At 73.6% G+C, this 23,693-nt stretch carries 19 protein-coding genes; 16 read left to right on the forward strand and 3 right to left on the reverse strand.

Annotation, left to right across the window (positions count from 1 at the left end; all coding sequences use genetic code 11):
* The first annotated feature begins 200 nt into the window (after positions 1–200).
* The 7 genes from ACFYWG_RS20815 to ACFYWG_RS20845 all read left to right on the forward strand — a co-directional run bounded on the left by ACFYWG_RS20815 (position 201) and on the right by ACFYWG_RS20845 (position 9,681).
* The gene (locus ACFYWG_RS20815; RefSeq protein WP_383510955.1) at positions 201–2,141 is read left to right on the forward strand and encodes an acyl-CoA dehydrogenase family protein; all 1,941 of its coding nucleotides are present in this window, start codon (positions 201–203) and stop codon (positions 2,139–2,141) included.
* A gap of 94 nt (positions 2,142–2,235) precedes the next feature.
* Complete coding sequence (gene dxr / locus ACFYWG_RS20820) at positions 2,236–3,492, forward strand: 1-deoxy-D-xylulose-5-phosphate reductoisomerase (protein ID WP_376332766.1); 1,257 nt, start codon at positions 2,236–2,238, stop codon at positions 3,490–3,492.
* Between the two features lie 8 nt (positions 3,493–3,500).
* Positions 3,501–4,793, forward strand: coding sequence for an RIP metalloprotease (locus tag ACFYWG_RS20825; protein WP_376332847.1), 1,293 nt, complete (start codon positions 3,501–3,503; stop codon positions 4,791–4,793).
* Positions 4,794–4,961: 168 nt separating this feature from the next.
* Positions 4,962–6,119, forward strand: a complete 1,158-nt coding sequence (gene ispG / locus ACFYWG_RS20830; protein ID WP_094055830.1) for a flavodoxin-dependent (E)-4-hydroxy-3-methylbut-2-enyl-diphosphate synthase — start codon at positions 4,962–4,964, stop codon at positions 6,117–6,119.
* Positions 6,120–6,404: 285 nt separating this feature from the next.
* Positions 6,405–7,253, forward strand: a complete 849-nt coding sequence (locus tag ACFYWG_RS20835; protein ID WP_383510987.1) for a GNAT family N-acetyltransferase — start codon at positions 6,405–6,407, stop codon at positions 7,251–7,253.
* 89 nt (positions 7,254–7,342) lie between these two features.
* Positions 7,343–7,873 carry a GNAT family N-acetyltransferase gene (locus ACFYWG_RS20840; protein ID WP_383510989.1) on the forward strand — a complete coding sequence of 177 codons (531 nt, stop codon included), beginning with the start codon at positions 7,343–7,345 and terminating at the stop codon, positions 7,871–7,873.
* Positions 7,874–7,980: 107 nt separating this feature from the next.
* Positions 7,981–9,681, forward strand: a complete 1,701-nt coding sequence (locus tag ACFYWG_RS20845) for a proline--tRNA ligase (protein ID WP_389202684.1) — start codon at positions 7,981–7,983, stop codon at positions 9,679–9,681.
* 40 nt (positions 9,682–9,721) lie between these two features.
* On the opposite strand, the gene ACFYWG_RS20850 is transcribed toward ACFYWG_RS20845, so the two are convergent.
* The 3 genes from ACFYWG_RS20850 to ACFYWG_RS20860 are packed head-to-tail and all read right to left on the reverse strand — an operon-like array spanning position 9,722 to position 11,672.
* A complete protein-coding gene (locus tag ACFYWG_RS20850) occupies positions 9,722–10,624 on the reverse strand; it encodes an aminoglycoside phosphotransferase family protein (protein WP_376332774.1) in 903 nt (300 codons plus the stop codon).
* Between the two features lie 47 nt (positions 10,625–10,671).
* The gene (locus ACFYWG_RS20855; protein ID WP_376332776.1) at positions 10,672–11,136 is read right to left on the reverse strand and encodes a ferritin-like domain-containing protein; all 465 of its coding nucleotides are present in this window, start codon (positions 11,134–11,136) and stop codon (positions 10,672–10,674) included.
* The gene (locus tag ACFYWG_RS20860; RefSeq protein WP_389202687.1) at positions 11,133–11,672 is read right to left on the reverse strand and encodes a hypothetical protein; all 540 of its coding nucleotides are present in this window, start codon (positions 11,670–11,672) and stop codon (positions 11,133–11,135) included. Before ACFYWG_RS20860 ends, ACFYWG_RS20855 begins: the two co-directional genes overlap by 4 nt.
* A 204-nt stretch (positions 11,673–11,876) precedes the next feature.
* Between ACFYWG_RS20860 and rimP the strand changes: the two genes are divergently transcribed.
* The 9 genes from rimP to ACFYWG_RS20905 all read left to right on the forward strand — a co-directional run bounded on the left by rimP (position 11,877) and on the right by ACFYWG_RS20905 (position 23,679).
* Positions 11,877–12,374 carry a ribosome maturation factor RimP gene (gene rimP, locus ACFYWG_RS20865; RefSeq protein ID WP_376332780.1) on the forward strand — a complete coding sequence of 166 codons (498 nt, stop codon included), beginning with the start codon at positions 11,877–11,879 and terminating at the stop codon, positions 12,372–12,374.
* A gap of 2 nt (positions 12,375–12,376) precedes the next feature.
* Positions 12,377–13,375 carry a transcription termination factor NusA gene (nusA, locus tag ACFYWG_RS20870; protein ID WP_376332782.1) on the forward strand — a complete coding sequence of 333 codons (999 nt, stop codon included), beginning with the start codon at positions 12,377–12,379 and terminating at the stop codon, positions 13,373–13,375.
* Positions 13,376–13,477: 102 nt separating this feature from the next.
* On the forward strand, positions 13,478–13,774 hold the full coding sequence (locus ACFYWG_RS20875; RefSeq protein ID WP_383510996.1) for a YlxR family protein: 297 nt from the start codon (positions 13,478–13,480) through the stop codon (positions 13,772–13,774).
* Between the two features lie 145 nt (positions 13,775–13,919).
* Complete coding sequence (gene infB, locus ACFYWG_RS20880) at positions 13,920–16,994, forward strand: translation initiation factor IF-2 (protein ID WP_383510998.1); 3,075 nt, start codon at positions 13,920–13,922, stop codon at positions 16,992–16,994.
* A 183-nt stretch (positions 16,995–17,177) separates the two neighbouring features.
* On the forward strand, positions 17,178–17,471 hold the full coding sequence (locus tag ACFYWG_RS20885) for a DUF503 domain-containing protein (protein WP_376332787.1): 294 nt from the start codon (positions 17,178–17,180) through the stop codon (positions 17,469–17,471).
* A 44-nt stretch (positions 17,472–17,515) separates the two neighbouring features.
* The gene (rbfA, locus tag ACFYWG_RS20890; protein WP_376332789.1) at positions 17,516–17,968 is read left to right on the forward strand and encodes a 30S ribosome-binding factor RbfA; all 453 of its coding nucleotides are present in this window, start codon (positions 17,516–17,518) and stop codon (positions 17,966–17,968) included.
* Positions 17,965–18,870, forward strand: a complete 906-nt coding sequence (gene truB / locus ACFYWG_RS20895; protein WP_376332791.1) for a tRNA pseudouridine(55) synthase TruB — start codon at positions 17,965–17,967, stop codon at positions 18,868–18,870. Before rbfA ends, truB begins: the two co-directional genes overlap by 4 nt.
* A gap of 257 nt (positions 18,871–19,127) precedes the next feature.
* Positions 19,128–22,547 carry a trypsin-like peptidase domain-containing protein gene (locus tag ACFYWG_RS20900; protein ID WP_389202693.1) on the forward strand — a complete coding sequence of 1,140 codons (3,420 nt, stop codon included), beginning with the start codon at positions 19,128–19,130 and terminating at the stop codon, positions 22,545–22,547.
* Positions 22,548–22,716: 169 nt separating this feature from the next.
* A complete protein-coding gene (locus ACFYWG_RS20905; protein ID WP_376332795.1) occupies positions 22,717–23,679 on the forward strand; it encodes a bifunctional riboflavin kinase/FAD synthetase in 963 nt (320 codons plus the stop codon).
* The last annotated feature ends 14 nt before the right edge of the window (positions 23,680–23,693 follow it).

The following is a 23,693-nucleotide window of genomic DNA, read 5'->3' on the forward strand; positions in this document are numbered from 1 at the left end:
TTTTCACATAGGCTCTGCGAAGAGGCCCGGCACCGATGCCTTCCGGTGCCGGGCCCCTTCGTGCGCCGCCCCGGCCCCCTTCGGCCGAACGGACGCGTGAGGACTGGTGAGGACGTCCGCTTTCGGGTACGAACGATCCCGTAGCACTGGTCGGTAACGAAACGGTCCTTCCTCCACCTAGATGCGGCGAGGTGCCCCTCATGTCCGCTTCCACCACCCCCTCATCCCGTCCCGCCGTCACCGAGCGGGAGGCCCGCGCGGTGGCGGAGGCCGCCCGGGAACAGCACTGGCGCAAGCCCAGCTTCGCCAAGGAGCTGTTCCTCGGCCGCTTCCGTCTCGACCTGATCCACCCCCACCCCGTTCCCGAGGAGGAGGCGGTCCAGCGCGGCGAGCAGTTCCTCGCCAAGCTCCGCGACTTCGTCGAGACGAAGGTCGACGGCGCCCTCATCGAACGCGAGGCCCGCATCCCCGACGAGGTGATCGACGGCCTCAAGGAACTCGGCGCCTTCGGCATGAAGATCGGCACCAAGTACGGCGGCCTCGGCCTCGGGCAGGTCTACTACAACAAGGCCCTGGCCCTCGCGGGCTCCGCCAGCCCCGCGATCGGCGTGCTGCTCTCCGCGCACCAGTCGATCGGCGTGCCCCAGCCGCTGAAGCTGTTCGGCACCGAGGAGCAGCGCGAGCGCTTCCTGCCGCGCTGCGCCCGCACCGACATCAGCGCCTTCCTGCTCACCGAGCCCGACGTCGGCTCCGACCCGGCCCGCCTGGCCACCACGGCCGTGCCCGACGGCGACGAGTACGTCCTGGACGGCGTGAAGCTGTGGACCACCAACGGCGTCGTCGCGGACCTGCTGGTCGTCATGGCCCGGGTACCGAGGTCCGAGGGCCACCGGGGCGGCATCACCGCCTTCGTCGTGGAGACGAACTCGCCGGGCGTCACGGTCGAGAACCGCAACGCCTTCATGGGCCTGCGCGGCATCGAGAACGGCGTCACCCGCTTCCACCAGGTGCGCGTCCCGGCCGCCCACCGCGTCGGCGAGGAGGGCCAGGGCCTGAAGATCGCCCTGACCACCCTCAACACCGGACGGCTGTCGCTGCCCGCGTCCTGCGTCGCGGCCGGCAAGTGGTGCCTGAAGATCGCCCGGGAGTGGTCGGCGGCCCGCGAGCAGTGGGGCAAGCCGGTCGCGCACCACGAGGCGGTCGGTTCCAAGATCTCTTTCATCGCGGCCACCACCTTCGCCCTGGAGGCCGTGACGGACCTCGCCTCGCAGATGGCCGACGAGGACCGCAACGACATCCGCATCGAAGGCGCCCTCGCCAAGCTGTACGCCTCCGAGATGGCCTGGACGATGGCCGACGAACTCGTCCAGATCCGCGGCGGCCGCGGCTTCGAGACGGCCGAATCCCTCCGGGCCCGCGGCGAGCGCGGCGTCCCGGCCGAGCAGCTGCTGCGCGACCTGCGCATCAACCGCATCTTCGAGGGCTCGACCGAGATCATGCACCTGCTGATCGCGCGCGAGGCCGTCGACGCCCACCTCTCCGTCGCCGGTGACCTCATCGACCCGGAGAAGTCCCTGGGCGACAAGGCGAAGGCCGGCGCGAACGCGGGCGCCTTCTACGCCAAGTGGCTCCCGAAGCTGGTCGCCGGCCCGGGCCAGCTGCCCACCTCCTTCGCCGGGTTCAAGCACGGCGTGGACCTCTCGGGGCACCTGCGCTTCGTCGAACGCACCTCCCGCAAACTGGCCCGCTCCACCTTCTACGCCATGTCCCGCTGGCAGGGCCGCATGGAGTCCAAGCAGGGCTTCCTCGGCCGGATCGTCGACATCGGCGCCGAACTGTTCGCCATGAGCGCGGCCTGCGTCCGCGCCGAGCACCTGCGCGCCCGGGGCGAGAACGGCCGCGAGGCCTACCAGCTCGCCGACGTCTTCTGCCGCCAGGCCCGCATCCGCATCGACGAGCTCTTCACCCGGCTGTGGACCAACACCGACGACCTCGACCGCACGGTCGTCAAGGGCGTCCTGTCCGGCACCTACGCGTGGCTGGAGCAGGGGATCGTCGACCCGTCGACCGACGGGCCCTGGATCGCCGACGCGGCACCGGGACCCTCGCAGCGGGAGAACGTCCACCGCCCGATCCGCTGACCCGGCCCCCTGGGGGCGCGAACCGACACGGCGCGCGCCCCCATGGAGGGGATGCGCCGTCCTCACACGCGGCGCTTACGGCAACAATGGAGGCATGAGCGACAGTCCAGCCCCCCTCGCCGATCCGCACCTCGTCTACGACCCCGTCGCGGGCGACGGACCCAAGGACGTGGTGATCCTCGGCTCCACCGGGTCCATCGGCACCCAGGCCATCGACCTCGTGCTGCGCAACCCCGGCCGCTTCCGGGTCACCGCCCTGTCGGCGAACGGCGGCCGGGTCGCCCTCCTCGCCGAGCAGGCCCACCGGCTGCGCGTGCGCACCGTCGCCGTGGCCCGCGAGGACGTCGTACCGGCCCTGCGCGAGGCGCTCAGCGCGCAGTACGGCCCGGGCGAGCCCCTCCCGGAGATCCTCGCCGGCCCCGACGCGGCCACCCAGGTCGCCGCCTCCGACTGCCACACGGTCCTCAACGGCATCACCGGCTCCATCGGACTGGCCCCGACCCTCGCCGCCCTGGAGGCGGGCCGCACCCTCGCGCTCGCCAACAAGGAGTCGCTCATCGTCGGCGGCCCCCTGGTCAAGGCCCTCGCCAAGCCCGGCCAGATCATCCCCGTCGACTCCGAACACGCCGCCCTCTTCCAGGCCCTGGCCGCCGGCACCCGCGCCGACGTCCGCAAACTCGTCGTCACCGCCTCCGGCGGCCCCTTCCGCGGCCGTACGAAGGCCGAGCTGGCGGACGTCACCGTCGAGGACGCCCTCGCCCACCCCACCTGGGCCATGGGCCCGGTCATCACGATCAACTCCGCGACCCTGGTGAACAAGGGCCTGGAGGTCATCGAGGCGCACCTGCTCTACGACATTCCCTTCGACCGCATTGAGGTCGTCGTGCACCCCCAGTCGTATGTGCACTCGATGGTTGAGTTCACGGATGGATCGACACTGGCCCAGGCGACCCCGCCCGACATGCGCGGGCCCATCGCCATCGGCCTCGGCTGGCCCGAGCGCGTCCCGGACGCCGCCCCGGCCTTCGACTGGAGCAAGGCCTCCACCTGGGAGTTCTTCCCGCTGGACAACGAGGCGTTCCCCTCGGTGAACCTCGCCCGGCACGTCGGCGGGCTCGCGGGCACCGCCCCGGCGGTGTTCAATGCGGCCAACGAGGAGTGCGTGGAGGCGTTCCGCCGGGGCGCACTGCCGTTCAACGGGATCATGGACACCGTCACGCGGGTCGTCGAGGAGCACGGCACCCCGCGCGCGGGAACCTCGCTCACCGTGTCGGACGTCCTCGAAGCGGAGACCTGGGCCCGGGCCCGGGCCCGGGAACTGGCGGCACAGACGGCGGAGGCCCGTGCATGACGACCCTGATGTTCATCCTCGGCATAGTCCTCTTCGCGGTCGGCCTGCTGTTCTCGATCGCGTGGCACGAGCTGGGGCACCTGTCCACCGCCAAGCTCTTCGGCATCCGCGTGCCGCAGTACATGGTCGGCTTCGGCCCGACGCTCTTCTCACGCCGGAAGGGCGAGACCGAGTACGGCATCAAGGCCATCCCCTTCGGCGGCTACATCCGCATGATCGGCATGTTCCCGCCCGGCCCCGACGGCCGCCTGGAGTCCCGCTCCACCTCCCCGTGGCGCGGCATGATCGAGGACGCCCGCTCCGCGGCCTACGAGGAACTGCAGCCGGGCGACGAGAAGCGGATGTTCTACACGCGCGCCCCGTGGAAGCGCGTGATCGTGATGTTCGCCGGGCCCTTCATGAACCTGGTCCTGGCGGTGGCGCTGTTCCTCACCGTCCTGATGGGCTTCGGCATCACCCAGCAGACCACCACCGTCAGCTCCGTCTCCCAGTGCGTCATCGCCCAGAGCGAGAACCGCGACAAGTGCGAGAAGGGCGACCCGGCCGCCCCGGCCGCCGCCGCGGGCCTCAAGGCGGGCGACACGATCGTCTCCTTCGCCGGCACCCGCACCGACGAGTGGAACGAGCTGTCCGACCTGATCCGCGCCAACCCCGGCAAGGAGGTGCCGATCGTCGTCGAGCGGGACGGCCGCGAGGTCACCCTCCAGGCGAAGATCGCCACCAACCAGGTCGCCAAGAAGGACTCCGGCGGCCGGATCGTCGAGGGCCAGTACGTCCAGGCCGGCTTCCTCGGCTTCAGCGCCGCCACGGGCGTGGTCAAACAGGACTTCGGCGACTCCGTGACGTGGATGGGCGACCGGATGGGCGAGGCCGTCGACTCCCTCGCCGCCCTCCCCGGCAAGATCCCGGCCCTGTGGAACGCGGCCTTCGACGGCGCCGAACGCGAGGCCGACTCCCCGATGGGCGTGGTCGGCGCCGCCCGCGTCGGCGGTGAGATCTTCACCCTCGACATCCCGCCCACCCAGCAGCTGGCCATGGCCCTGATGCTGGTCGCCGGCTTCAACCTCTCCCTGTTCCTGTTCAACATGCTCCCGCTGCTGCCGCTCGACGGCGGCCACATCGCGGGCGCCCTGTGGGAGTCGCTGCGCCGCAACCTCGCCCGGCTGCTGCGCCGCCCCGACCCGGGCCCCTTCGACGTGGCCAAGCTGATGCCGGTCGCGTACGTCGTCGCCGGGATCTTCATCTGCTTCACGATCCTCGTCCTGGTCGCGGACGTGGTGAACCCGGTGAAGATCTCCTAGCCGCACGGCGTTGCGGGCGGCCCGGCAGCTTCTCGGCCGGGCCGCCCCCCAACGGGTGGTGCTGCGGGTGGGATGTGCCCGAGCCCTCGCCCGTGCCGTAATCTCGAAGGCCGGAGCCCGCTGCTCACGGGACCGGACCTTGATCCACGACTTGGGGTTGCACAGCAGATGACTGCGATTTCTCTCGGCATGCCGTCCGTTCCGACCAAGCTCGCCGAGCGCCGCAAGAGCCGGCAGATCCAGGTCGGGTCCGTGGCGGTCGGCGGGGACGCCCCCGTCTCCGTGCAGTCGATGACCACGACCCGCACCTCCGACATCGGCGCCACCCTCCAGCAGATCGCCGAACTGACCGCCTCCGGCTGCCAGATCGTCCGCGTCGCCTGCCCCACCCAGGACGACGCCGACGCCCTCGCCACCATCGCCCGCAAGTCGCAGATCCCCGTCATCGCCGACATCCACTTCCAGCCGAAGTACGTCTTCGCCGCGATCGAGGCCGGCTGCGCGGCGGTCCGCGTCAACCCGGGCAACATCAAGCAGTTCGACGACAAGGTCAAGGAGATCGCCAAGGCGGCCCGCGACCACGGCACCCCGATCCGCATCGGCGTCAACGCCGGCTCCCTCGACCGGCGCCTGCTGCAGAAGTACGGCAAGGCCACCCCCGAGGCGCTGGTCGAGTCGGCCCTGTGGGAGGCGTCCCTCTTCGAGGAGCACGACTTCCGCGACATCAAGATCTCCGTCAAGCACAACGACCCGGTCGTCATGATCGAGGCCTACAAGCAGCTCGCCGCGCAGTGCGACTACCCGCTGCACCTCGGCGTCACGGAGGCCGGCCCCGCCTTCCAGGGCACCATCAAGTCGGCGGTCGCCTTCGGCGCCCTGCTCTCCCAGGGCATCGGCGACACGATCCGGGTGTCCCTGAGCGCGCCCCCCGCCGAGGAGGTCAAGGTCGGCATCCAGATCCTGGAGTCGCTGAACCTCAAGCAGCGCGGCCTGGAGATCGTCTCCTGCCCGTCCTGCGGCCGCGCCCAGGTCGACGTCTACAAGCTCGCCGAAGAGGTCACCGCCGGCCTCACCGGCATGGAGGTCCCGCTGCGCGTGGCCGTCATGGGCTGCGTGGTCAACGGCCCCGGCGAGGCCCGCGAGGCCGACCTCGGCGTCGCCTCCGGCAACGGCAAGGGCCAGATCTTCGTCAAGGGCGAGGTCATCAAGACCGTTCCCGAGTCCAAGATCGTGGAGACCCTCATCGAGGAGGCCATGAAGCTGGCCGAGCAGATGGAGAAGGACGGCGTCGCCTCGGGCGAGCCGTCGGTGGCCGTCGCCGGCTGAGCCCTCCCGAGCCGGCGGCGCCCTCCCGCCCGTCAGGAGCGGGTCACGAGTCCCGCCCCGCCGCAGCCCCCGCGTCGGTCCGGAGCGGGCCGGTGAGCCTTCCCGTGCCGCCGGTGCCCCCGCGTCCGGCGGGGGCACCGCCGGCCGTGCTCCCCGCCCGGCGCGGCGGTCCGCCACGGACCCGCACCCGCCGGCGAATCGTCTCTCCCCTTCTCCCAGGCGCCCCGCCCCAGCAGCGCAGCTATAGTGCGGGGACAGCCGACCCCAGTGTGTGAGGCCCCGCACGTGTTGACCCAGACCACCTCACGGGTCCTCGAACCGAGCGACCTGGACGCCGCGCTCGCCGTGCTCGACCGCGAGCCGGTCGCGAACGCCTTCGTGACGTCCCGGGTGCAGATCGCCGGCCTCGACCCGTGGCGGCTCGGCGGCGAGATGTGGGGCTGGTACGAGGACGGCGTCCTCACCTCCCTGTGCTACGCCGGTGCCAACCTGGTGCCGATCTGCGCGACCCCCCGCGCCGTCCGCGCCTTCGCCGACCGCGCCCGCCGGGCCGGCCGCCGCTGCTCGTCCATCGTCGGACCCGCCGACGCCACCGCCGACCTGTGGCGACTGCTGGAACCCCATTGGGGACCGGCCCGCGAGGTCCGCCGCCACCAGCCCCTCATGGTCGCCGACCGCCTCCCGGCCGACGTCACCCCCGACCCGTACGTCCGCCGCGTCCGCAAGGATGAGATGGAGGCGGTCATGCCGGCGTGCGTGGCGATGTTCACCGAGGAGGTCGGCGTCTCCCCGCTGGCCGGCGACGGCGGCCTCCTCTACCAGGCCCGCGTCGCCGAACTCGTCGGCTCCGGCCGCGCCTTCGCCCGCTTCGGCTCCGACGGCAAGGTCGTCTTCAAGGCCGAGATCGGCGCCGCCACGGACCGCGCCTGCCAGATCCAGGGCGTGTGGGTGGCCCCCGAGTACCGCGGGACCGGCCGCGCGGCCCCCGGCATGGCGGCCGTCCTGCGCTACGCCCTGGCCGACGTCGCCCCGGTCGTCAGCCTCTACGTCAACGACTTCAACACCGCCGCCCGCCGCACCTACCGCCGGGTGGGCTTCGAAGAGGTCGGCGCCTTCATGAGCGTGCTGTTCTGACCCCTCCCGCCGATCGCCCCGGCCGGAGCGGCCGAGCCGTGCCGCGGGCACCCGGACGGCGACCGGCGCCCCCCTGTAGGCTCCCCGCCATGGACCTGGTGATCGGCCCCCTCGACCTGTCCGCCCACGTGGACGAGGCCCTGGCTGTCCAAGCCGTGGCCTTCGGCCTCGGCCCCGACGAAGTCGCCGTCCGCCGCCAGATCGTCCTGCGCCACATGACCTACCCCGGCGCCCGCGCCCTGGGCGCCACCGCCGACGGGGCCCTCGTCGGCTTCGTCTACGGCATGCCCAACGACCGCACCCACTGGTGGTCCACCGTCGTCCAGCCCTACCTCAGGGCGAACGGCCACGACGAGTGGCTCGACGACTCCTTCGTCATCACCGAGCTGCACGTCCACCCCCGCCACCAGAACCGCGGACTGGGCCGCTCCCTGATCACCACGATCACCGACAGCGCCGCCGAGCCCCGCTCGATCCTCTCCGCGATCGACACGGAGAGCCCGGCCCGCGCCCTGTACCGCTCCCTCGGCTACCAGGACCTGGCCCGGCAGGTCCTGTTCCCCAGCGCGCCCAAGCCGTACGCCGTGATGGGCGCCCCGCTGCCGCTGCGCCGCCGTTAACCGATTTCCACCGCCCCGCACCGCCCGGCTAACCTCCTGCCATCACCCTCTCCCGCTCCCGGGCCCGCCCGGGCGGGGGGACCCACGTCAGCAGGAGCGAAAGAACCATGGCGAACGCACCGGTCCAGCGCATGTCCCAGTTGATGGCGAAGACGTTGCGCGACGACCCGGCGGACGCCGAGGTCCTCAGCCACAAGCTGCTCGTCCGCGCCGGGTACGTGCGCCGCACCGCCGCCGGCGTGTGGAGCTGGCTGCCGCTCGGCAAGCGCGTCCTGGCCAACGTCGAGCGCATCGTCCGCGAGGAGATGGACGCCATCGGCGCCCAGGAGGTCCTGCTCCCCGCCATCCTGCCCCGCGAGCCCTACGAGGCGACCGGCCGCTGGGAGGAGTACGGTCCCGAGCTGTTCCGCCTGCAGGACCGCAAGGGCGGCGACTACCTCCTCGGCCCCACCCACGAGGAGATCTTCACCCTCCTGGTGAAGGACCAGGCGTCCTCCTACAAGGACCTGCCGGTGATCCTCTACCAGATCCAGACCAAGTTCCGCGACGAGGCCCGCCCCCGCGCCGGCATCCTGCGCGGCCGCGAGTTCCTCATGAAGGACTCCTACTCCTTCGACACCGAGGACGAGGGCCTCGCCAAGTCCTACGCCCTGCACCGCGAGGCCTACCAGCGCATCTTCGCGCGCCTCGGCCTGGACTACCGCATCTGCGCCGCGACCGCCGGCGCCATGGGCGGCTCCAAGTCCGAGGAGTTCCTCGCCCCCGCCGAGGCCGGCGAGGACACCTTCGCCGACTGCCCGAACTGCGACTTCGCCGCCAACACCGAGGCGATCACCTACGAGCTGAAGCCCGTCGACGCGGCAGGCGTGCCGGCCGCCGAGGACATCCCCACTCCCGACACCCCGACCATCGAGGCCCTCGCCGCCCACCTCGGCGTCCCGGCCTCCGCCACGCTGAAGAACCTCCTCGTGAAGGTCGACGGCGAGATCGTCGCCGTGGGCGTCCCCGGGGACCGCGAGGTCGACCTGGACAAGGTCGAGGCGCACTTCGCCCCGGCCGCCGTCGAGCTGGTCACCGAGACGGACTTCGCGGCCCGCCCCGACCTGGTCCGCGGCTACGTCGGCCCCCAGGGCCTGGACAAGGTCACGTACATCGCCGACCCGCGCGTCGCCCCCGGCACGTCCTGGATCACCGGCGCCAACAAGGCCGGCACGCACGCCCGGAACGTCGTCGCGGGCCGGGACTTCGAGGTCGACCAGTACGTCGACGTCGTGGTCGTGCAGGAGGGCGACCCCTGCCCCAAGTGCGGCACCGGCCTCGTCCTGGACCGCGCCATCGAGATCGGCCACATCTTCCAGCTGGGCCGCAAGTACACCGACGCCCTCAAGCTCGACGTCCTCGGCCAGAACGGCAAGCCGGTCCGCGTCACCATGGGTTCCTACGGCGTCGGCGTCTCCCGCGCGGTGGCCGCCCTGGCCGAGCAGACCGCCGACGACAAGGGCCTGTGCTGGCCCGCCGAGGTCGCCCCGGCCGACGTCCACGTGGTCGCCGCCGGCAAGGCCCTGCAGACCGAGCTGGCCCTGGAGATCTCCGGGAAGCTGGCCGCGGCCGGTGTCCGCGTCCTCGTCGACGACCGCCCCGGCGTCTCCCCGGGCGTGAAGTTCACCGACTCCGAGCTGATCGGCGTACCGCAGATCCTGGTGGCCGGGCGCCGCGCGGCCGACGGCGTGGTCGAGCTGAAGGACCGCCGCACCGGCGAGCGCGAGGAGCTGACGGTCGAGGAGGCCGTCGCCCGCCTCACCGCGTAGGACCCGCGGCGGCCGTGGGCGTCCCGGGCGGCCGGGGCGCTCACAGCCAGCCCGCGAACTCCAGCAGCAGCTCCGCGTCGCGGGGCCGGCCCACACGGCCCGCCCGCACTCCCGACTCCACGGCCCGGAACAGCGTCCAGCCGCGCAGCCGGTCCTGGTCCACCTCCAGCGACTCCGCCAGCCGCTTCACCCGGCGCCGGGTCGTGGCGGCCCCGGACGGCTGCGCGATCAGGTCCTCCACCCGGTCGCGGACCAGCCGGGCCAGGTCGAAGGCCCCTTCGCCGACCACCGGGTCGGGCCCCACCGCCAGCCACGGCATGCGCTCCCCGGCCAGCACCTTGCTCTGCCGGAACGTCCCGTGCAGCAGCAGGTGCTCGGGCGGCGCGGCCAGCAGCTCCGCGCGCGCCGCGAGCGCGGTGTCGACCAGCGGGGCCACCTCGGGGTCGACCCGGGCCCGCGCCAGCATCGCCTCGGCCTGCCGCCCGGTGCGCTCGGCCACGGTCTCGAACGGGAAGCCCGCCGGTGCCTCGACCCACAGCCGCCGCAGCGTCCCCGCCGCCTCCAGCAGCGCCTTCGCCTCCGGCAGCGACCGCACCGACACGTCCGGGTGCAGCCGCTCCAGCAGCAGCACCCCCTCGGCCGACGGCGGAGGTTCGAGCAACTGGACCGCGCCCCGCCCGCCCCAGTGCGCCAGCGCGGCCCGCTCCGCCTCCGGCCGGGCCCGCCCGGGCGCCAGCTTGAGCACGGCGGGTGTGCCGTCGGCCGTGCGCACCAGCACCACCAGGCTGCTGCGGCCGCCCGGCAGCTGGACCCGTTCCACGGTCAACTCGCGCAGCGCGACGGCCTGGCGGGCCGCCTCGGGCAGCTTCTCCAGCCAGTCGTCACCGTCCGGGGCCGTCTCGCCGAGCGCCCTCACCAGGCGCTGCGGCGGTTCGAAAACCATGCGCGAGTCGTTCCCTTCCTGCTGTCCGCGGTGCGTGCCCCCGCGGGTCACGCCGTGGGGGCCGCCGAGGGCGGGGCCTGTCCGGCCCGCTCGGCGAGCCCAGGGAAGGCTACGCTCTCGCCGCGCCAGCGCACCGCCCGCACCGCCGCCTCCCGCAGCGCCCCGGCGGCCAGGGCCCGTCGCCCGCCGTCGCCCGCGCGCACCAGATCGGCGTAGACCGCGGCCACCCGGTCCTCCAGCTCGGCGGCGAGCCGCACGGCCGCCGCCGCGTCCGGCACCTGGAACGGCAGCGCGTAGCCCGCCGCCGCGGCCACCGGCTTGCCCCCCAGGTCCCTCACCTCCCGCACCAGCGCGTCCCGGCGGGCCCGGTGCCCGTCGTACGCGGTCCGCGCCTCGGTGCGCAGGTCCTCGCCGATCCGCCCGCCGACCACGCCGTAGCCGTACACCGCCGCGTGCTCGGCCGCCAGCGCCGCCTGCAGCGCCCGCAGCTCCCGCTCCTCCGACTCGCTCACGCCTTGCCCTCCGTCAGCAGGTACACGTGCGCCGCGCCCGACGCGGCCACCGACGCCAGCAGCCGTGCCGTCTCGCCGGGCACGCCGAGCAGCGCCTTGGCCCGCCGGTCGGCCAGCTCCCGCTCCGCCGTCGCGAGCGCGGCCAGGGCGTCCTTGTCGTTGCCGGGCACCCCGGGCCCCGGGGACGGGCTCGCCGCGGCCGGCGACGCGGAGGGGGAGGCGGGCGAGCCGGACGGGGAGGCCCCGCGGCCCCCGCCGAAGGCCCGCGCGTGCCGCACGGTCTCCTCCTGCAGCGGCCGCAGCCGCTCCGCCAGGGCCGGGCGGGCGGTGATCACCGCGTCGTAGCGCGCGGCCAGCTCCTCGCTGTCGCGGGCCGCACGCGCGCGTGCGGTGCGCTCGGCGGACGTCGTGCCGTCGCCGGGGCCGGTCCGGTCACCGGCGGTGCACCCCGCGAGGACGAAGGCCGCCGGACCGGCGGCGAGCAGGCTCCTTCTGCGCGGCCCGGAACGGGCGCGCGGCGATGAGGGGAACGGCACGTCAGACGTCCTCGGGGACTCGTGGCGGGACAGAAGCGGCGTCGGGGCTGCACGCCCGTGATCACGGTACCCGGGCCCCGGCACCCGGGCACTCAGCGGCACCGTTCGTGACCGGGTGGACGGCAACACTCCCTGCGACCGGATACCCTTTGACCAGACAGCGCCCCATCCCACAACAGCACACGCGGCCGAGGAGTCACCCGGATGAGCACCACCCAGAGCGAGAGGCTGCGAGAGCTACTGGAACCGCTCGTCGCCTCCCAGGGCCTGGATCTCGAAGAGATCGAAGTGGACTCGGTCGGCCGCAAGCGTGTGCTGCGCGTCGTCGTCGACTCGGACACGGGTGCGGACCTGGACCGGATCGCCGAGGTGAGCCGCGCGCTCTCGGCGAAGCTCGACGAGGACGACGCGATGGGCGAGGGGGAGTACACCCTCGAGGTGGGCACCCCGGGCGCCGAACGCCTCCTCTCGGAACACCGGCACTACGTCCGCGCCACGGGCCGGCTGGTGAAGTTCCAGCTGGCCGAGGACGGCGAACTGGTCGCCAGGATCCTGCAGGTCGACGACGAGGGCGTCGACACCGAGGTGCCCGGGGTCAAGGGCCGCAAGCCCACCGCACGCAGGCTCGCCTTCGACGAGATCGTCAGGGCCCGCGTGCAGGTCGAGTTCAGCCGCAAGGACAAGAAGGAAGAGGAGGCGTAGCCGTGGACATCGACATGAGTGCCCTGCGGGGCTTGGTTCGGGAGAAGGAGATCTCCTTCGACCTGCTGGTCGAGGCGATCGAGTCGGCCCTCCTCATCGCCTACCACCGCACCGAGGGAAGCCGTCGCCACGCGCGCGTGCAGCTCGACCGGGAGACCGGCCATGTGACCGTGTGGGCGAAGGAGGACCCGGACGACCTCGAGGAGGGGCAGGAGCCCCGCGAGTTCGACGACACCCCGTCCGGCTTCGGCCGCATCGCCGCCACCACGGCCAAGCAGGTCATCCTGCAGCGCCTGCGCGACGCCGAGGACGACGCGACGCTCGGCGAGTACGCCGGCCGCGAGGGCGACATCGTCACCGGAGTGGTCCAGCAGGGCCGCGACCCGAAGAACGTGCTCGTCGACATCGGCAAGCTCGAGGCGATCCTGCCGGTGCAGGAGCAGGTGCCGGGCGAGACCTACCCGCACGGCATGCGGCTGCGCTCGTACGTCGTCCGGGTGGCCAAGGGCGTGCGCGGCCCGTCCGTGACGCTGTCGCGCACCCACCCCGCCCTGGTGAAGAAGCTCTTCGCCCTGGAGGTGCCGGAGATCGCCGACGGGTCCGTGGAGATCGCCGCGATCGCCCGTGAGGCCGGTCACCGCACCAAGATCGCCGTCCGCTCCACCCGCTCCGGCCTGAACGCCAAGGGCGCCTGCATCGGCCCCATGGGCGGCCGCGTGCGCAACGTGATGGGCGAGCTGAACGGCGAGAAGATCGACATCGTCGACTGGTCGGAGGACCCGGCCGAGATGGTGGCGAACGCCCTCTCCCCGGCCCGGGTCTCCAAGGTCGAGATCGTCGACCTGGCCACCCGTTCGGCCCGGGTCACCGTGCCGGATTACCAGCTGTCCCTCGCCATCGGCAAGGAGGGGCAGAACGCCCGCCTCGCGGCCCGGCTGACCGGCTGGCGGATCGACATCCGCCCGGACACCGAACCGGCCGGCGAGGGCTCCGGGGAATAGATCCAGGCCGCGCGTCGTTCAGTTCACGACAGGTTTGTGCGCGGCAACTGTTCGAATCCTGCCCCAAAGGGGTGAGGAGCGTACGGGGAGGTAGACTTAGCAGTGTCTGGCCGGACGCGCGCCCGCGCATGCCCTGAACGCACCTGTGTGGGGTGTCGGGAGCGAGCGGCCAAGGCCGAACTGCTGCGGATCGTGGCGATCGAGGGTGAATGCGTCCCCGATCATCGCGGTACGCTGCCCGGCCGGGGTGCGTACGTACACCCCGTGACGGTCTGTCTCGACCAGGCGGAACGCCGCCGGGCGTTCACGAGGGCACTGCGCGCCCCGGGAGCGCTCGACACAAAGGCGTTGCGCCACTACGTGGAGCAGACGACAGTTGCCGAGCAGGCAACACCGTAAGACGTGCCGTACGGAACCCCGTGCGGCTAGGTACCTCGCGAGTCGAAAGCAGGTCGAGATTGCGATGAGCACTCGATGAGTACGCGATGAGTACGCCCATGAACTAGCGACGGTCCGGACGCAACCCGGACCTCAAAGGAGCGAAGTGGCTAAGGTCCGGGTCTACGAACTCGCCAAGGAGTTCGGTGTCGAGAGCAAGGTCGTCATGGCCAAGCTCCAGGAACTCGGTGAATTCGTCCGTTCGGCGTCTTCGACCATCGAAGCGCCCGTTGTACGCAAGCTGACGGACGCCCTCCAGCAGGGTGGCGGCGGCAAGTCCGCCCCCGCCCGCAAGGCTGCTCCGGCGAAGCCGGCAGCCCCCTCCCCGGCGCAGGCCGCCCGTCCGGCCGCCCCGCGCCCGCCGGCCCCCAAGCCGGCCGCAGCCGAGAAGCCCGCGGCTCCCGCCGCGCCGGCCACTCCCGGCCCCCGTCCCACCCCGGGCCCGAAGCCCGCGCCGCGGCCCGCCCCGGCGTCCCCGGCTCCGGCCGCGCCCGAGTTCACCGCGCCGCCGTCGGCCCCCGCCGCGCCGTCCCAGGGCTCCGGCCCGCGTCCGGGCGCCCCGCGTCCGGCCGGTCAGACGCCGCGTCCGGGTGCTCCCCGTCCGGCCGGTTCCGGCCAGGGCGGCCAGGGTCGCGGTGAGCGTCCCGGCGCCCCCCGTCCGGGTGGCGGTGCCCCGCGTCCCGGCGCCCGTCCGGCGGGTCCCCGTCCGGGCAACAACCCCTTCACCTCCGGCGGCTCCACCGGCATGGCGCGCCCGCAGGCGCCCCGTCCCGGCGGCGCCCCGCGTCCGGGCGGCCCCGGTGCCCCCGGCGGCGCCCCGCGCCCGCAGGGCCAGGGCCAGGGCGGTCCCCGTCCCCAGGGTGCGGCGGGCGGTCCCCGTCCGCAGGCCCCGGGTGGCGCGCGTCCGACCCCGGGCGGCATGCCCCGTCCGCAGGGCGGCCCGCGTCCCGGCGGCGGTCCCGGCGGCCCGCGTCCCAACCCCGGCATGATGCCGCAGCGTCCCGCTGCCGGCCCGCGTCCCGGTGGCGGCGGCCCCGGCGGCCGCGGTCCCGGCGGCGCCGGTCGTCCCGGTGGCGGCGGTCGTCCGGGCGGCGGCGGCTTCGCCGGTCGTCCCGGCGGTGGCGGCGGCGGTTTCGCCGGTCGTCCCGGTGGCGGCGGTGGCGGTGGCGGCTTCGCCGGCCGTCCGGGTGGTCCCGGTGGCGGCGGCCGTCCCGGCTTCGGTGGCCGTCCCGGCGGTCCCGGCGGCCGTGGTGGCACGCAGGGTGCGTTCGGCCGTCCCGGCGGTCCGGCGCGTCGTGGCCGCAAGTCGAAGCGGCAGAGGCGCCAGGAGTACGAGGCCATGCAGGCCCCGTCGGTCGGCGGCGTGATGCTGCCTCGCGGCAACGGCGAGACCATTCGCCTGTCGCGCGGTGCCTCGCTCACCGACTTCGCGGAGAAGATCAACGCCAACCCGGCGTCGCTCGTCGCGGTCATGATGAACCTCGGCGAGATGGTCACGGCCACGCAGTCCGTCTCCGACGAGACGCTGCAGCTCCTCGCCGACGAGATGAACTACACGGTTCAGATCGTCAGCCCCGAGGAGGAGGACCGCGAGCTGCTCGAGTCCTTCGACCTGGAGTTCGGCGAGGACGAGGGCACCGAGGAAGACCTCGTGGTCCGTCCGCCGGTGGTGACCGTCATGGGTCACGTCGACCACGGTAAGACGCGACTGCTCGACGCCATCCGCAAGACGAACGTCATCGCGGGCGAGGCCGGCGGCATCACCCAGCACATCGGTGCCTACCAGGTCGCGACCGAGGTCAACGACGAAGAGCGCAAGATCACCTTCATCGACACCCCGGGTCACGAGGCGTTCACCGCCATGCGTGCCCGTGGTGCGCGGTCGACCGACATCGCGATCCTGGTCGTCGCGGCCAACGACGGCGTCATGCCGCAGACGGTCGAGGCGCTCAACCACGCCAAGGCGGCCGACGTCCCGATCGTCGTCGCGGTCAACAAGATCGACGTCGAGGGCGCCGACCCGACCAAGGTGCGCGGCCAGCTCACCGAGTACGGGCTGGTGGCCGAGGAGTACGGCGGCGACACCATGTTCGTCGACATCTCCGCCAAGCAGGGTCTGCACATCGACTCCCTGCTGGAGGCCGTGATCCTGACGGCGGACGCCTCGCTCGACCTGCGGGCCAACCCGAACCAGGACGCGCAGGGCATCTCGATCGAGTCCCGCCTCGACCGCGGCCGTGGCGCCGTGTCGACGGTCCTCGTCCAGCGCGGCACCCTGCGGGTCGGCGACACCATGGTGGTCGGCGACGCGTACGGCCGCGTCCGGGCGATGCACGACGACAACGGCAACAGCGTCGCCGAGGCCGGTCCCTCGACGCCGGTGCAGGTCCTGGGTCTGACCAACGTCCCGGGTGCCGGCGACAACTTCATCGTGGTGGACGAGGACCGTACGGCCCGTCAGATCGCGGAGAAGCGCGCCGCCCGCGAGCGCAACGCGGCCTTCGCCAAGCGCACGCGCCGCGTCTCGCTCGAGGACCTGGACAAGGTGCTCAAGGCCGGCGAGGTCCAGCAGCTCAACCTCATCATCAAGGGTGACGCTTCCGGGTCCGTCGAGGCCCTGGAGTCCTCCCTGCTCCAGCTGGACGTCGGCGAAGAGGTCGACATCCGCGTCCTGCACCGCGGCGTCGGTGCGGTCACGGAGTCCGACATCGACCTGGCCATGGGCTCGGACGCCATCGTCATCGGCTTCAACGTCCGCGCCGCCGGACGTGCCCAGCAGATGGCGGAGCGCGAGGGCGTGGACGTCCGGTACTACTCGGTCATCTACCAGGCGATCGAGGAGATCGAGGCGGCCCTCAAGGGCATGCTCAAGCCGGAGTACGAAGAGGTCGAGCTCGGTACGGCGGAGATCCGCGAGGTCTTCAAGTCGTCCAAGCTGGGCAACATCGCCGGTGTGCTCATCCGCTCCGGCGAGGTCAAGCGGAACACCAAGGCCCGCCTCATCCGCGACGGCAAGGTGGTCGCGGAGAACCTCAACATCGAGGGCCTGCGTCGCTTCAAGGACGACGTCACCGAGATCCGCGAAGGGTTCGAGGGCGGTATCAACCTCGGCAACTTCAACGACATCAAGGTCGACGACGTCATCGCGACGTACGAGATGCGCGAGAAGCCGCGGGCGTAACGCCCACGGTGTCCTGACCGGCCGACGCGGCACCGCCGCGTCGGCCGGCTGGCCGTTGGGGCGCCGTGCGCACCGGAAAACCCGATCGAGCCCCCGGCCCGTTCGCGGTAACGTTCCTGGTGTTCCTGCCGTCCCGACAGCGCAGGGCCATCGATCCCGTACCGGCGGGTCATCCGGACACACATGTACGTGGGGACTCTGTCCTTCGACCTGCTTCTCGGCGACGTACGGTCGCTGAAGGAGAAGCGCTCCGTCGTCCGCCCCATCGTCGCCGAGCTCCAGCGCAAGCACGCCGTGAGCGCGGCCGAGGTGGACCACATGGACCTCCACCGCAGGGCCGTCATCGGCCTGGCGCTGGTGTCCGGCGACGCGGGGCACCTCAGCGACGTGCTCGACCGGTGCGAACGGCTGGTGGCCGGGCACCCAGAGGTGGAGTTGCTGTCCGTCAGGCGGCGCTTCCACGGCGAAGACGACTGACGAACCCAGAACGAACCGGACAGGAAAGAACGGGAGACGGACCAGTGGCCGACAACGCGCGGGCTAAAAGGCTGGCGGACCTCATCCGAGAGGTGGTGGCCCAGAAGCTGCAGCGCGGGATCAAGGACCCGCGGCTCGGCTCGCACGTCACCATCACGGACACCCGGGTGACGGGTGACCTCAGGGAGGCGACCGTCTTCTACACGGTGTACGGGGACGACGAGGAGCGCGCGGCGGCCGCCGCCGGCCTGGAGAGCGCCAAGGGTGTCCTGCGCTCCGAGGTCGGCCGGGCAGCCGGCGTGAAGTTCACGCCGACCCTCACCTTCGTCATGGACGCCCTCCCGGACACCGCGCGCACCATCGAGGACCTCCTCGACAAGGCGCGCCAGTCCGACGAGAAGGTGCGCGAGGCGTCCGCCGGGGCGAAGTACGCCGGCGACGCCGACCCGTACCGCAAGCCGGACGAGGACGACGAGACGGACGACACCGCCGAATGACGCAGAAGCACACCACGCCCGACGGCCTCGTCATCGTCGACAAGCCGTCGGGCTTCACTTCGCACGACGTGGTCGCCAAGATGCGCGGCATCGCCCGGACGCGGCGGGTCGGGCACGCCGGCACGCTCGACCCGATGGCGACGGGCGTCCTCGTCCTCGGCGTCGAGAAGGCCACCAAGCTCCTCGGCCACCTCGCACTGACCGAGAAGGAGTACCTGGGCACCATCCGGCTCGGGCAGAACACCCTCACCGACGACGCCGAGGGGGAGATCACCTCCTCCACCGACGCCTCCGGGGTCACCCGCGAGGCCGTCGACGCCGGCATCGCCGAGCTGACCGGCGACATCATGCAGGTGCCGTCCAAGGTCAGCGCCATCAAGATCAACGGCGTGCGGTCGTACAAGCGCGCCCGGGAGGGCGAGGAGTTCGAGATCCCCGCCCGGCCCGTGCGGGTCTCCTCCTTCGGCGTGTACGACGTCCGCGAGGCCGTCGCCGAGGACGGCACGCCCGTGCTCGACCTGGTCGTCTCGGTCGTCTGCTCCTCCGGCACCTACATCCGGGCCCTGGCCCGCGACCTGGGTGCCGGCCTCGGCGTCGGGGGGCACCTCACCGCCCTGCGCCGCACCCGCGTCGGCCCCTACAAGCTGGACGCCGCGCGCACGCTCGACCAGCTGCAGCAGGAGCTGACCGTGATGCCGGTCGCGGAGGCCGCCGCGGCCGCCTTCCCCCGCTGGGACGTCGACGCCCGGCGCGCCAAGCTGCTCACCAACGGCGTGCGGCTGGAGATGCCCGACGAGTACGCGGGCTCCGGCCCGGTCGGTGTCTTCGACCCGGAGGGCCGCTTCCTCGCCCTCGTCGAGGAGCAGCGCGGCAAGGCCAGGAGCCTGGCCGTCTTCGCCTGACGGCCCGCCGACGGGCGCCCGCCCGTGGAGCGGCGGCCACGGGGTACCTCCACCTCCGCCGCTCCACGGTCCCCCCTCGGTTCCCCCACCCCTAGGGTGTATCCACCCACCCCCCTGCGTTCACCCGTCCGTGCCAGCGCTCGGAGTGAACCGGGGGAGCGGAAGGGGGCGCTTTCACGCGGTGATCTGTCCCGCCGATCTTCACCGCCCTACCGTCGAACACGAGGGCACGGGTGTACGGCGGGGAGGCTCGGACGATGGCGTCGCGAAACCGGTCCCGGGAGGCGGAGGACGGCTCACGGGACTCCCGGGAGCGTCCCGGCGCAGCCGGGCACGAGGACTCGGCGTTCCCCGGGGACGCCCTGGTCCGCATCCATGACCTGGCCGGCCGCCCCCGCGGCACCGGCTTCCTGGCCGACCACCACGGCACGCTGATCACCAGCCACGAGGCCGTCGACGGCCTGCCCCGGCTCGTCCTGCACGGGGCCGGGGACCGCCGCCGGGTCGTCGACGCCGGCGCGGTCACGCCGCTGCCCGCCCTGGACCTGGCCCTGGTGCGCACCGAGGGGCTCGGAGTGCCGCCGCTGCCCGTCACCGTGCGGCAGGAGACCGGCACCGGTGCCTATGTGCGTATCCCCGCCGGCGGCTGGCGCGAGGCCCGGGTCCTGGACCTCACGCCGGTGACGTACGCGGCGACCGACCGCTTCCACCGGCTCGACCGGGCGCTGGAGCTCGCCGTCGGCACGGCGGGCAGGGACGCGCTGCGGCTGGGCGGGGGAGCGGCCGGCGGCCCGGTCCTCGACGCCGCCACCGGAGCCGTGGTCGGCGTGCTCGGCACCGCCCTCAGCTCCGGCCACCGCGAGGTGGGCTTCGCCGTGCCGCTGCACGCCGGTGTCCCCGGCCCGCCCGGACCGCTCGGCGCGCTCCTGGCGGAGAACGCGGCGACGGTGCCCGCCTACGGCGCCGACCTCAACCTGGCCGGTGTGCTGGCCCTGACGGGCACGGCTGCGGGCCTGGACGGCCCGCCGGGCGGCACCGGTGTCCCCGAGCCGGTCGAACGGCCGGACGCCCTGGCCGCGTTCGGGGCCTTCGCCGCCGGCTCGGCGACCGTCCTCGGTCTCGTGGGAGCGCCCGGCAGCGGCCGGACCACGGAACTCGCCGCCCTCGCGGCCCGCCGCCAGGCCGACCGCCACCCCACGCTGTGGCTGCGCGGCTGCGACCTGCGCGACGGCGACACCTCGGTGGCGGACGCGGCCCGCCGGGCGCTCGACCGCTCCGCCCCCGCCGTGGCCGCGGCCCATGCCCCACTCCCGGCCGGCCTGGGCGACACCACGCCCGAGCGGCTCGCCCGGCTCGCGGCCGGCCTCGGCCGGCCCCTGCTGCTGGTGCTCGACGACCCGCAGGAGATGCCGCCCGCCCTGGCCCGCCGGGCGGCCGGCTGGGCCGAGGCGACGGTGCGGTGGCTGCGCGACACCGGGGCGCGCATGGTGGTCGCCTGCCGCCAGGAGTACTGGGAGGACACCTCACCCCTGCTGGACTCACCCGCGTGCGTCCGCCTGGGCGACCTCACCGCGGCGCAGGCCCGGGAGGCCCGCCTGCGGCACGGCGTCGCCGACGGCGCCCTCGCCGCCGCCGACGCCCGGCACCCGCTGACCCTGCGCCTGCTCGCCGAGGTCCGGGACGCCCTCCCCGGGACCCCGGACCTCGCCGGGGCCGCCCTCGACCGGCACGAGGTCCTCTGCGCCCACCTCGACCTGATGTCCCTGCGCATCGCCACCCGCCTGGCCGCCGGCAACGGCCTGCACGGCACCGCGGTGCGGCGGCTGGCCGCGCGGGTCGCCGGGCAGGTGCACGAGGCCGCCCGGCGCAGCCTCTCCGGCCACGGGGAACTGGACCGGGCGGCGTTCGAAGCGGTGTTCCCGTGGGGCCCTGCCCCCGCCCGGCTCGCCGGCGTCACCGGCTGGGCGTCGGCCGTGCTCGCCGAGGGCCTGCTGGTCCCGGCCGGGTCCGGCTACCGCTTCGCCCACGAGGAGCTCGCCGACTGGCTCCAGGGCCTCCACCTCGACCTCGACGAGGCGCTCCACGCCCTGGTCCACCGAGGCGGGCAGGGACCGTCCGACCCGGTCCCGCACCACCGCGCCGGGCCCGTCGTCCAGGCTCTGCTGCACCTGTCCCGGCAGCACGGCAGCGACCGGCTCGCCTCCCGGCTGGCCGACCTGATGCACGCCCTGGACGCCGACCCGGACTCCTGGTGGGCCGCGCGGCTCCTGGCCGGCACGCTCGCGGCCGTACCCGACGCGACGCCGTACACCGAGGTGCTGCGGCTGCTCGCCGACCGGATCGTGGCCTGGCGGCGGCAGGAGAGGCCGCTGCCCGCGGAGGCCGGGCCCGGCTTCTGGACCGGCCTGCGGCTGCCGCAGGACGTGCGGTGCGCCCTGCTCAGACGGCTGGTGCACGCCGACGGGCCCCCGTGCGAGGCCGGACCGCGGTTCCTCGACGCCGTCGCCGCGCTGCTCGCCGCCGACCCGGCGGCCGTGCAGCCGCAGCTCGCCCGCTGGTTCGACGACGAGCAGCCCCTGCCCGCGACCCCGCACGCGACCGTCGCCACGGCCGCCCAGGCCCTGCTGCACACCCACCGCCACCGCGCCCCGGACGAACTCACCGACGTCCTCGCCGACCGCGCCCACCGGCGGGCCGACGAACTGCTCGCCGTACTGGCCGAGGAGGAACCCTCGGCGATCTGCCGGGCCGTCGACCGGTGGGCCCGCGACGGGCGGCCCGAGCGCAGGATCGCCGCGGTCGAGCAGGGCCTGCGCGTCGCGCCCCGGGTCACCAAGGCGGGCGACCGCGCCCTGCTGCGCTTCACCGCCCTCACCCTCCTCGACCGCCCCGCGGACGCCGCCCTGCACGGCGGCGCCCTCGCCCTGCTCGTCCAGGACCCGCAGACCAGGGCCCGCCACCTGCCCCGGGCACTGGAGCACTTCGCCGCGGGCGACCCCCGCTTCCCGCCGGACGCGCTCGCCGGTGCCCTGGTCAGCCACCCCGAGCCGGTGCTCGGCGCCTTCGCCCGGCGGCTGGAGCGCCCCGACGCCGAGGAGCCCCTGCGGGCCCTGGCCGACGCCGCCCCGCCCGGCCTCGCCCGCCGGGTCGCCGCCCTCCTCCGGGACGCCGCCGAGGACCGCCCGGACCTCGCCGGACCCCTCGCCGCCTGCGTCGACCGGCGGCTCGACCGCGGAGCCGCCGCCCGAGCCGCGCTCCTGCCCCTGGTCACCGCACTGCTGGAGACCGGCGGGGTCCGGCTGCGCTGCGCCCTGGCAGCCGTCCTCACCCCGCCCGGCATCCCCGCCTCCCGTCCACTGCGCCGCGAGCTGCGCGACGCGCTGCTGGCCCGCGAGCAGGACACCGACGTCCTGGACGCACTGCTGCACGCCGCTGCCCGGGACGGCGGCGACGACCTGCGCGACCTCGCCCACCGGATCGGCCTGCGCCTGACCCGCACCCCGGAGGGCGCCACCCGCTTCGACCGCGCCCTGGTCGACCTGGGCCGGCACGTGCCGGGTTTCGCCGTGCGCGTGGCGGGCTGGCTGGCCGAGGAGCCGGGGGAGTGGGCCGCCCTGGTCGGACCCAGTGCGCGCCGCACGCTCGAGAGCCTGGCGGGCGTGCGCGTACCCGCCTGAGCGCGGTCCCGGCCACCGGTCCGGAACACCGTGCCGTGCGCCCTGTCACAGCGCCCATGCCGATGCGGGCAGGAGGCACCCGGCATGGCACCCTTAGACCTGCGCACGAGGCAGTAACGAACGACCGACCGACACGGGTTCGACGAGCTTTCGACAAGGAGCAGGCACAGTGCAGCGCTGGCGTGGCTTGGAGGACATCCCCCAGGACTGGGGGCGCAGCGTCGTCACCATCGGCTCCTACGACGGAGTCCACCGCGGACACCAGCTGATCATCCGGCATGCCGTCGACCGGGCCCGGGAGCTGGGCGTGCCCGCCGTCGTCGTCACCTTCGACCCGCACCCCAGCGAGGTCGTCCGCCCCGGCAGCCACCCGCCGCTGCTCGCCCCCCACCACCGCCGTGCCGAACTCATGGCCGACCTGGGCGTGGACGCGGTGCTGATCCTCCCCTTCACCACCGAGTTCTCGAAGCTGTCGCCGGCCGACTTCGTCGTCAAGGTGCTCGTCGACAAGCTGCACGCCAAGGCCGTCGTCGAGGGCCCCAACTTCCGCTTCGGCCACAAGGCCGCGGGCAACGTGGAGTTCCTGGCCACCCAGGGCAAGACCTACGACTTCGAGGTCGAGGTCGTCGACCTGTACGTGACCGGCGAGGCGGGCGGCGGCGAGCCGTTCTCCTCCACGCTCACCCGGCGGCTGGTCGCCGAGGGCGACGTCGAGGGCGCCGCGGAGATCCTCGGCCGTCCGCACCGGGTCGAGGGCGTCGTCGTGCGGGGCGCCCAGCGCGGGCGCGAGCTGGGCTTCCCCACCGCCAACGTCGAGACGCTGCCCCACACCGCGATCCCGGCCGACGGCGTGTACGCCGGCTGGCTGCACGCCCAGGGCGAAGCGATGCCCGCGGCGATCTCCGTCGGCACCAACCCGCAGTTCGAGGGCACCGAGCGCACGGTGGAGGCGTACGCCATCGACCGCGTCGGGCTCGACCTGTACGGCCTGCACGTCGCGGTCGACTTCCTGGCGTTCGTGCGGGGGCAGGCCAGGTTCGACACGCTGGACGCGCTGCTGGAGCAGATGGGGCGGGACGTGCAGAAGTGCCGGGAGCTGGTGGCGGCCGAAGAGGCCGCCCCGTCCTCCTGAGGGCCGTCCGCAGG

The sequence above is a fragment of the Streptomyces sp. NPDC003456 genome, from assembly GCF_042878735.1.
GTDB lineage: Bacteria > Actinomycetota > Actinomycetes > Streptomycetales > Streptomycetaceae > Streptomyces.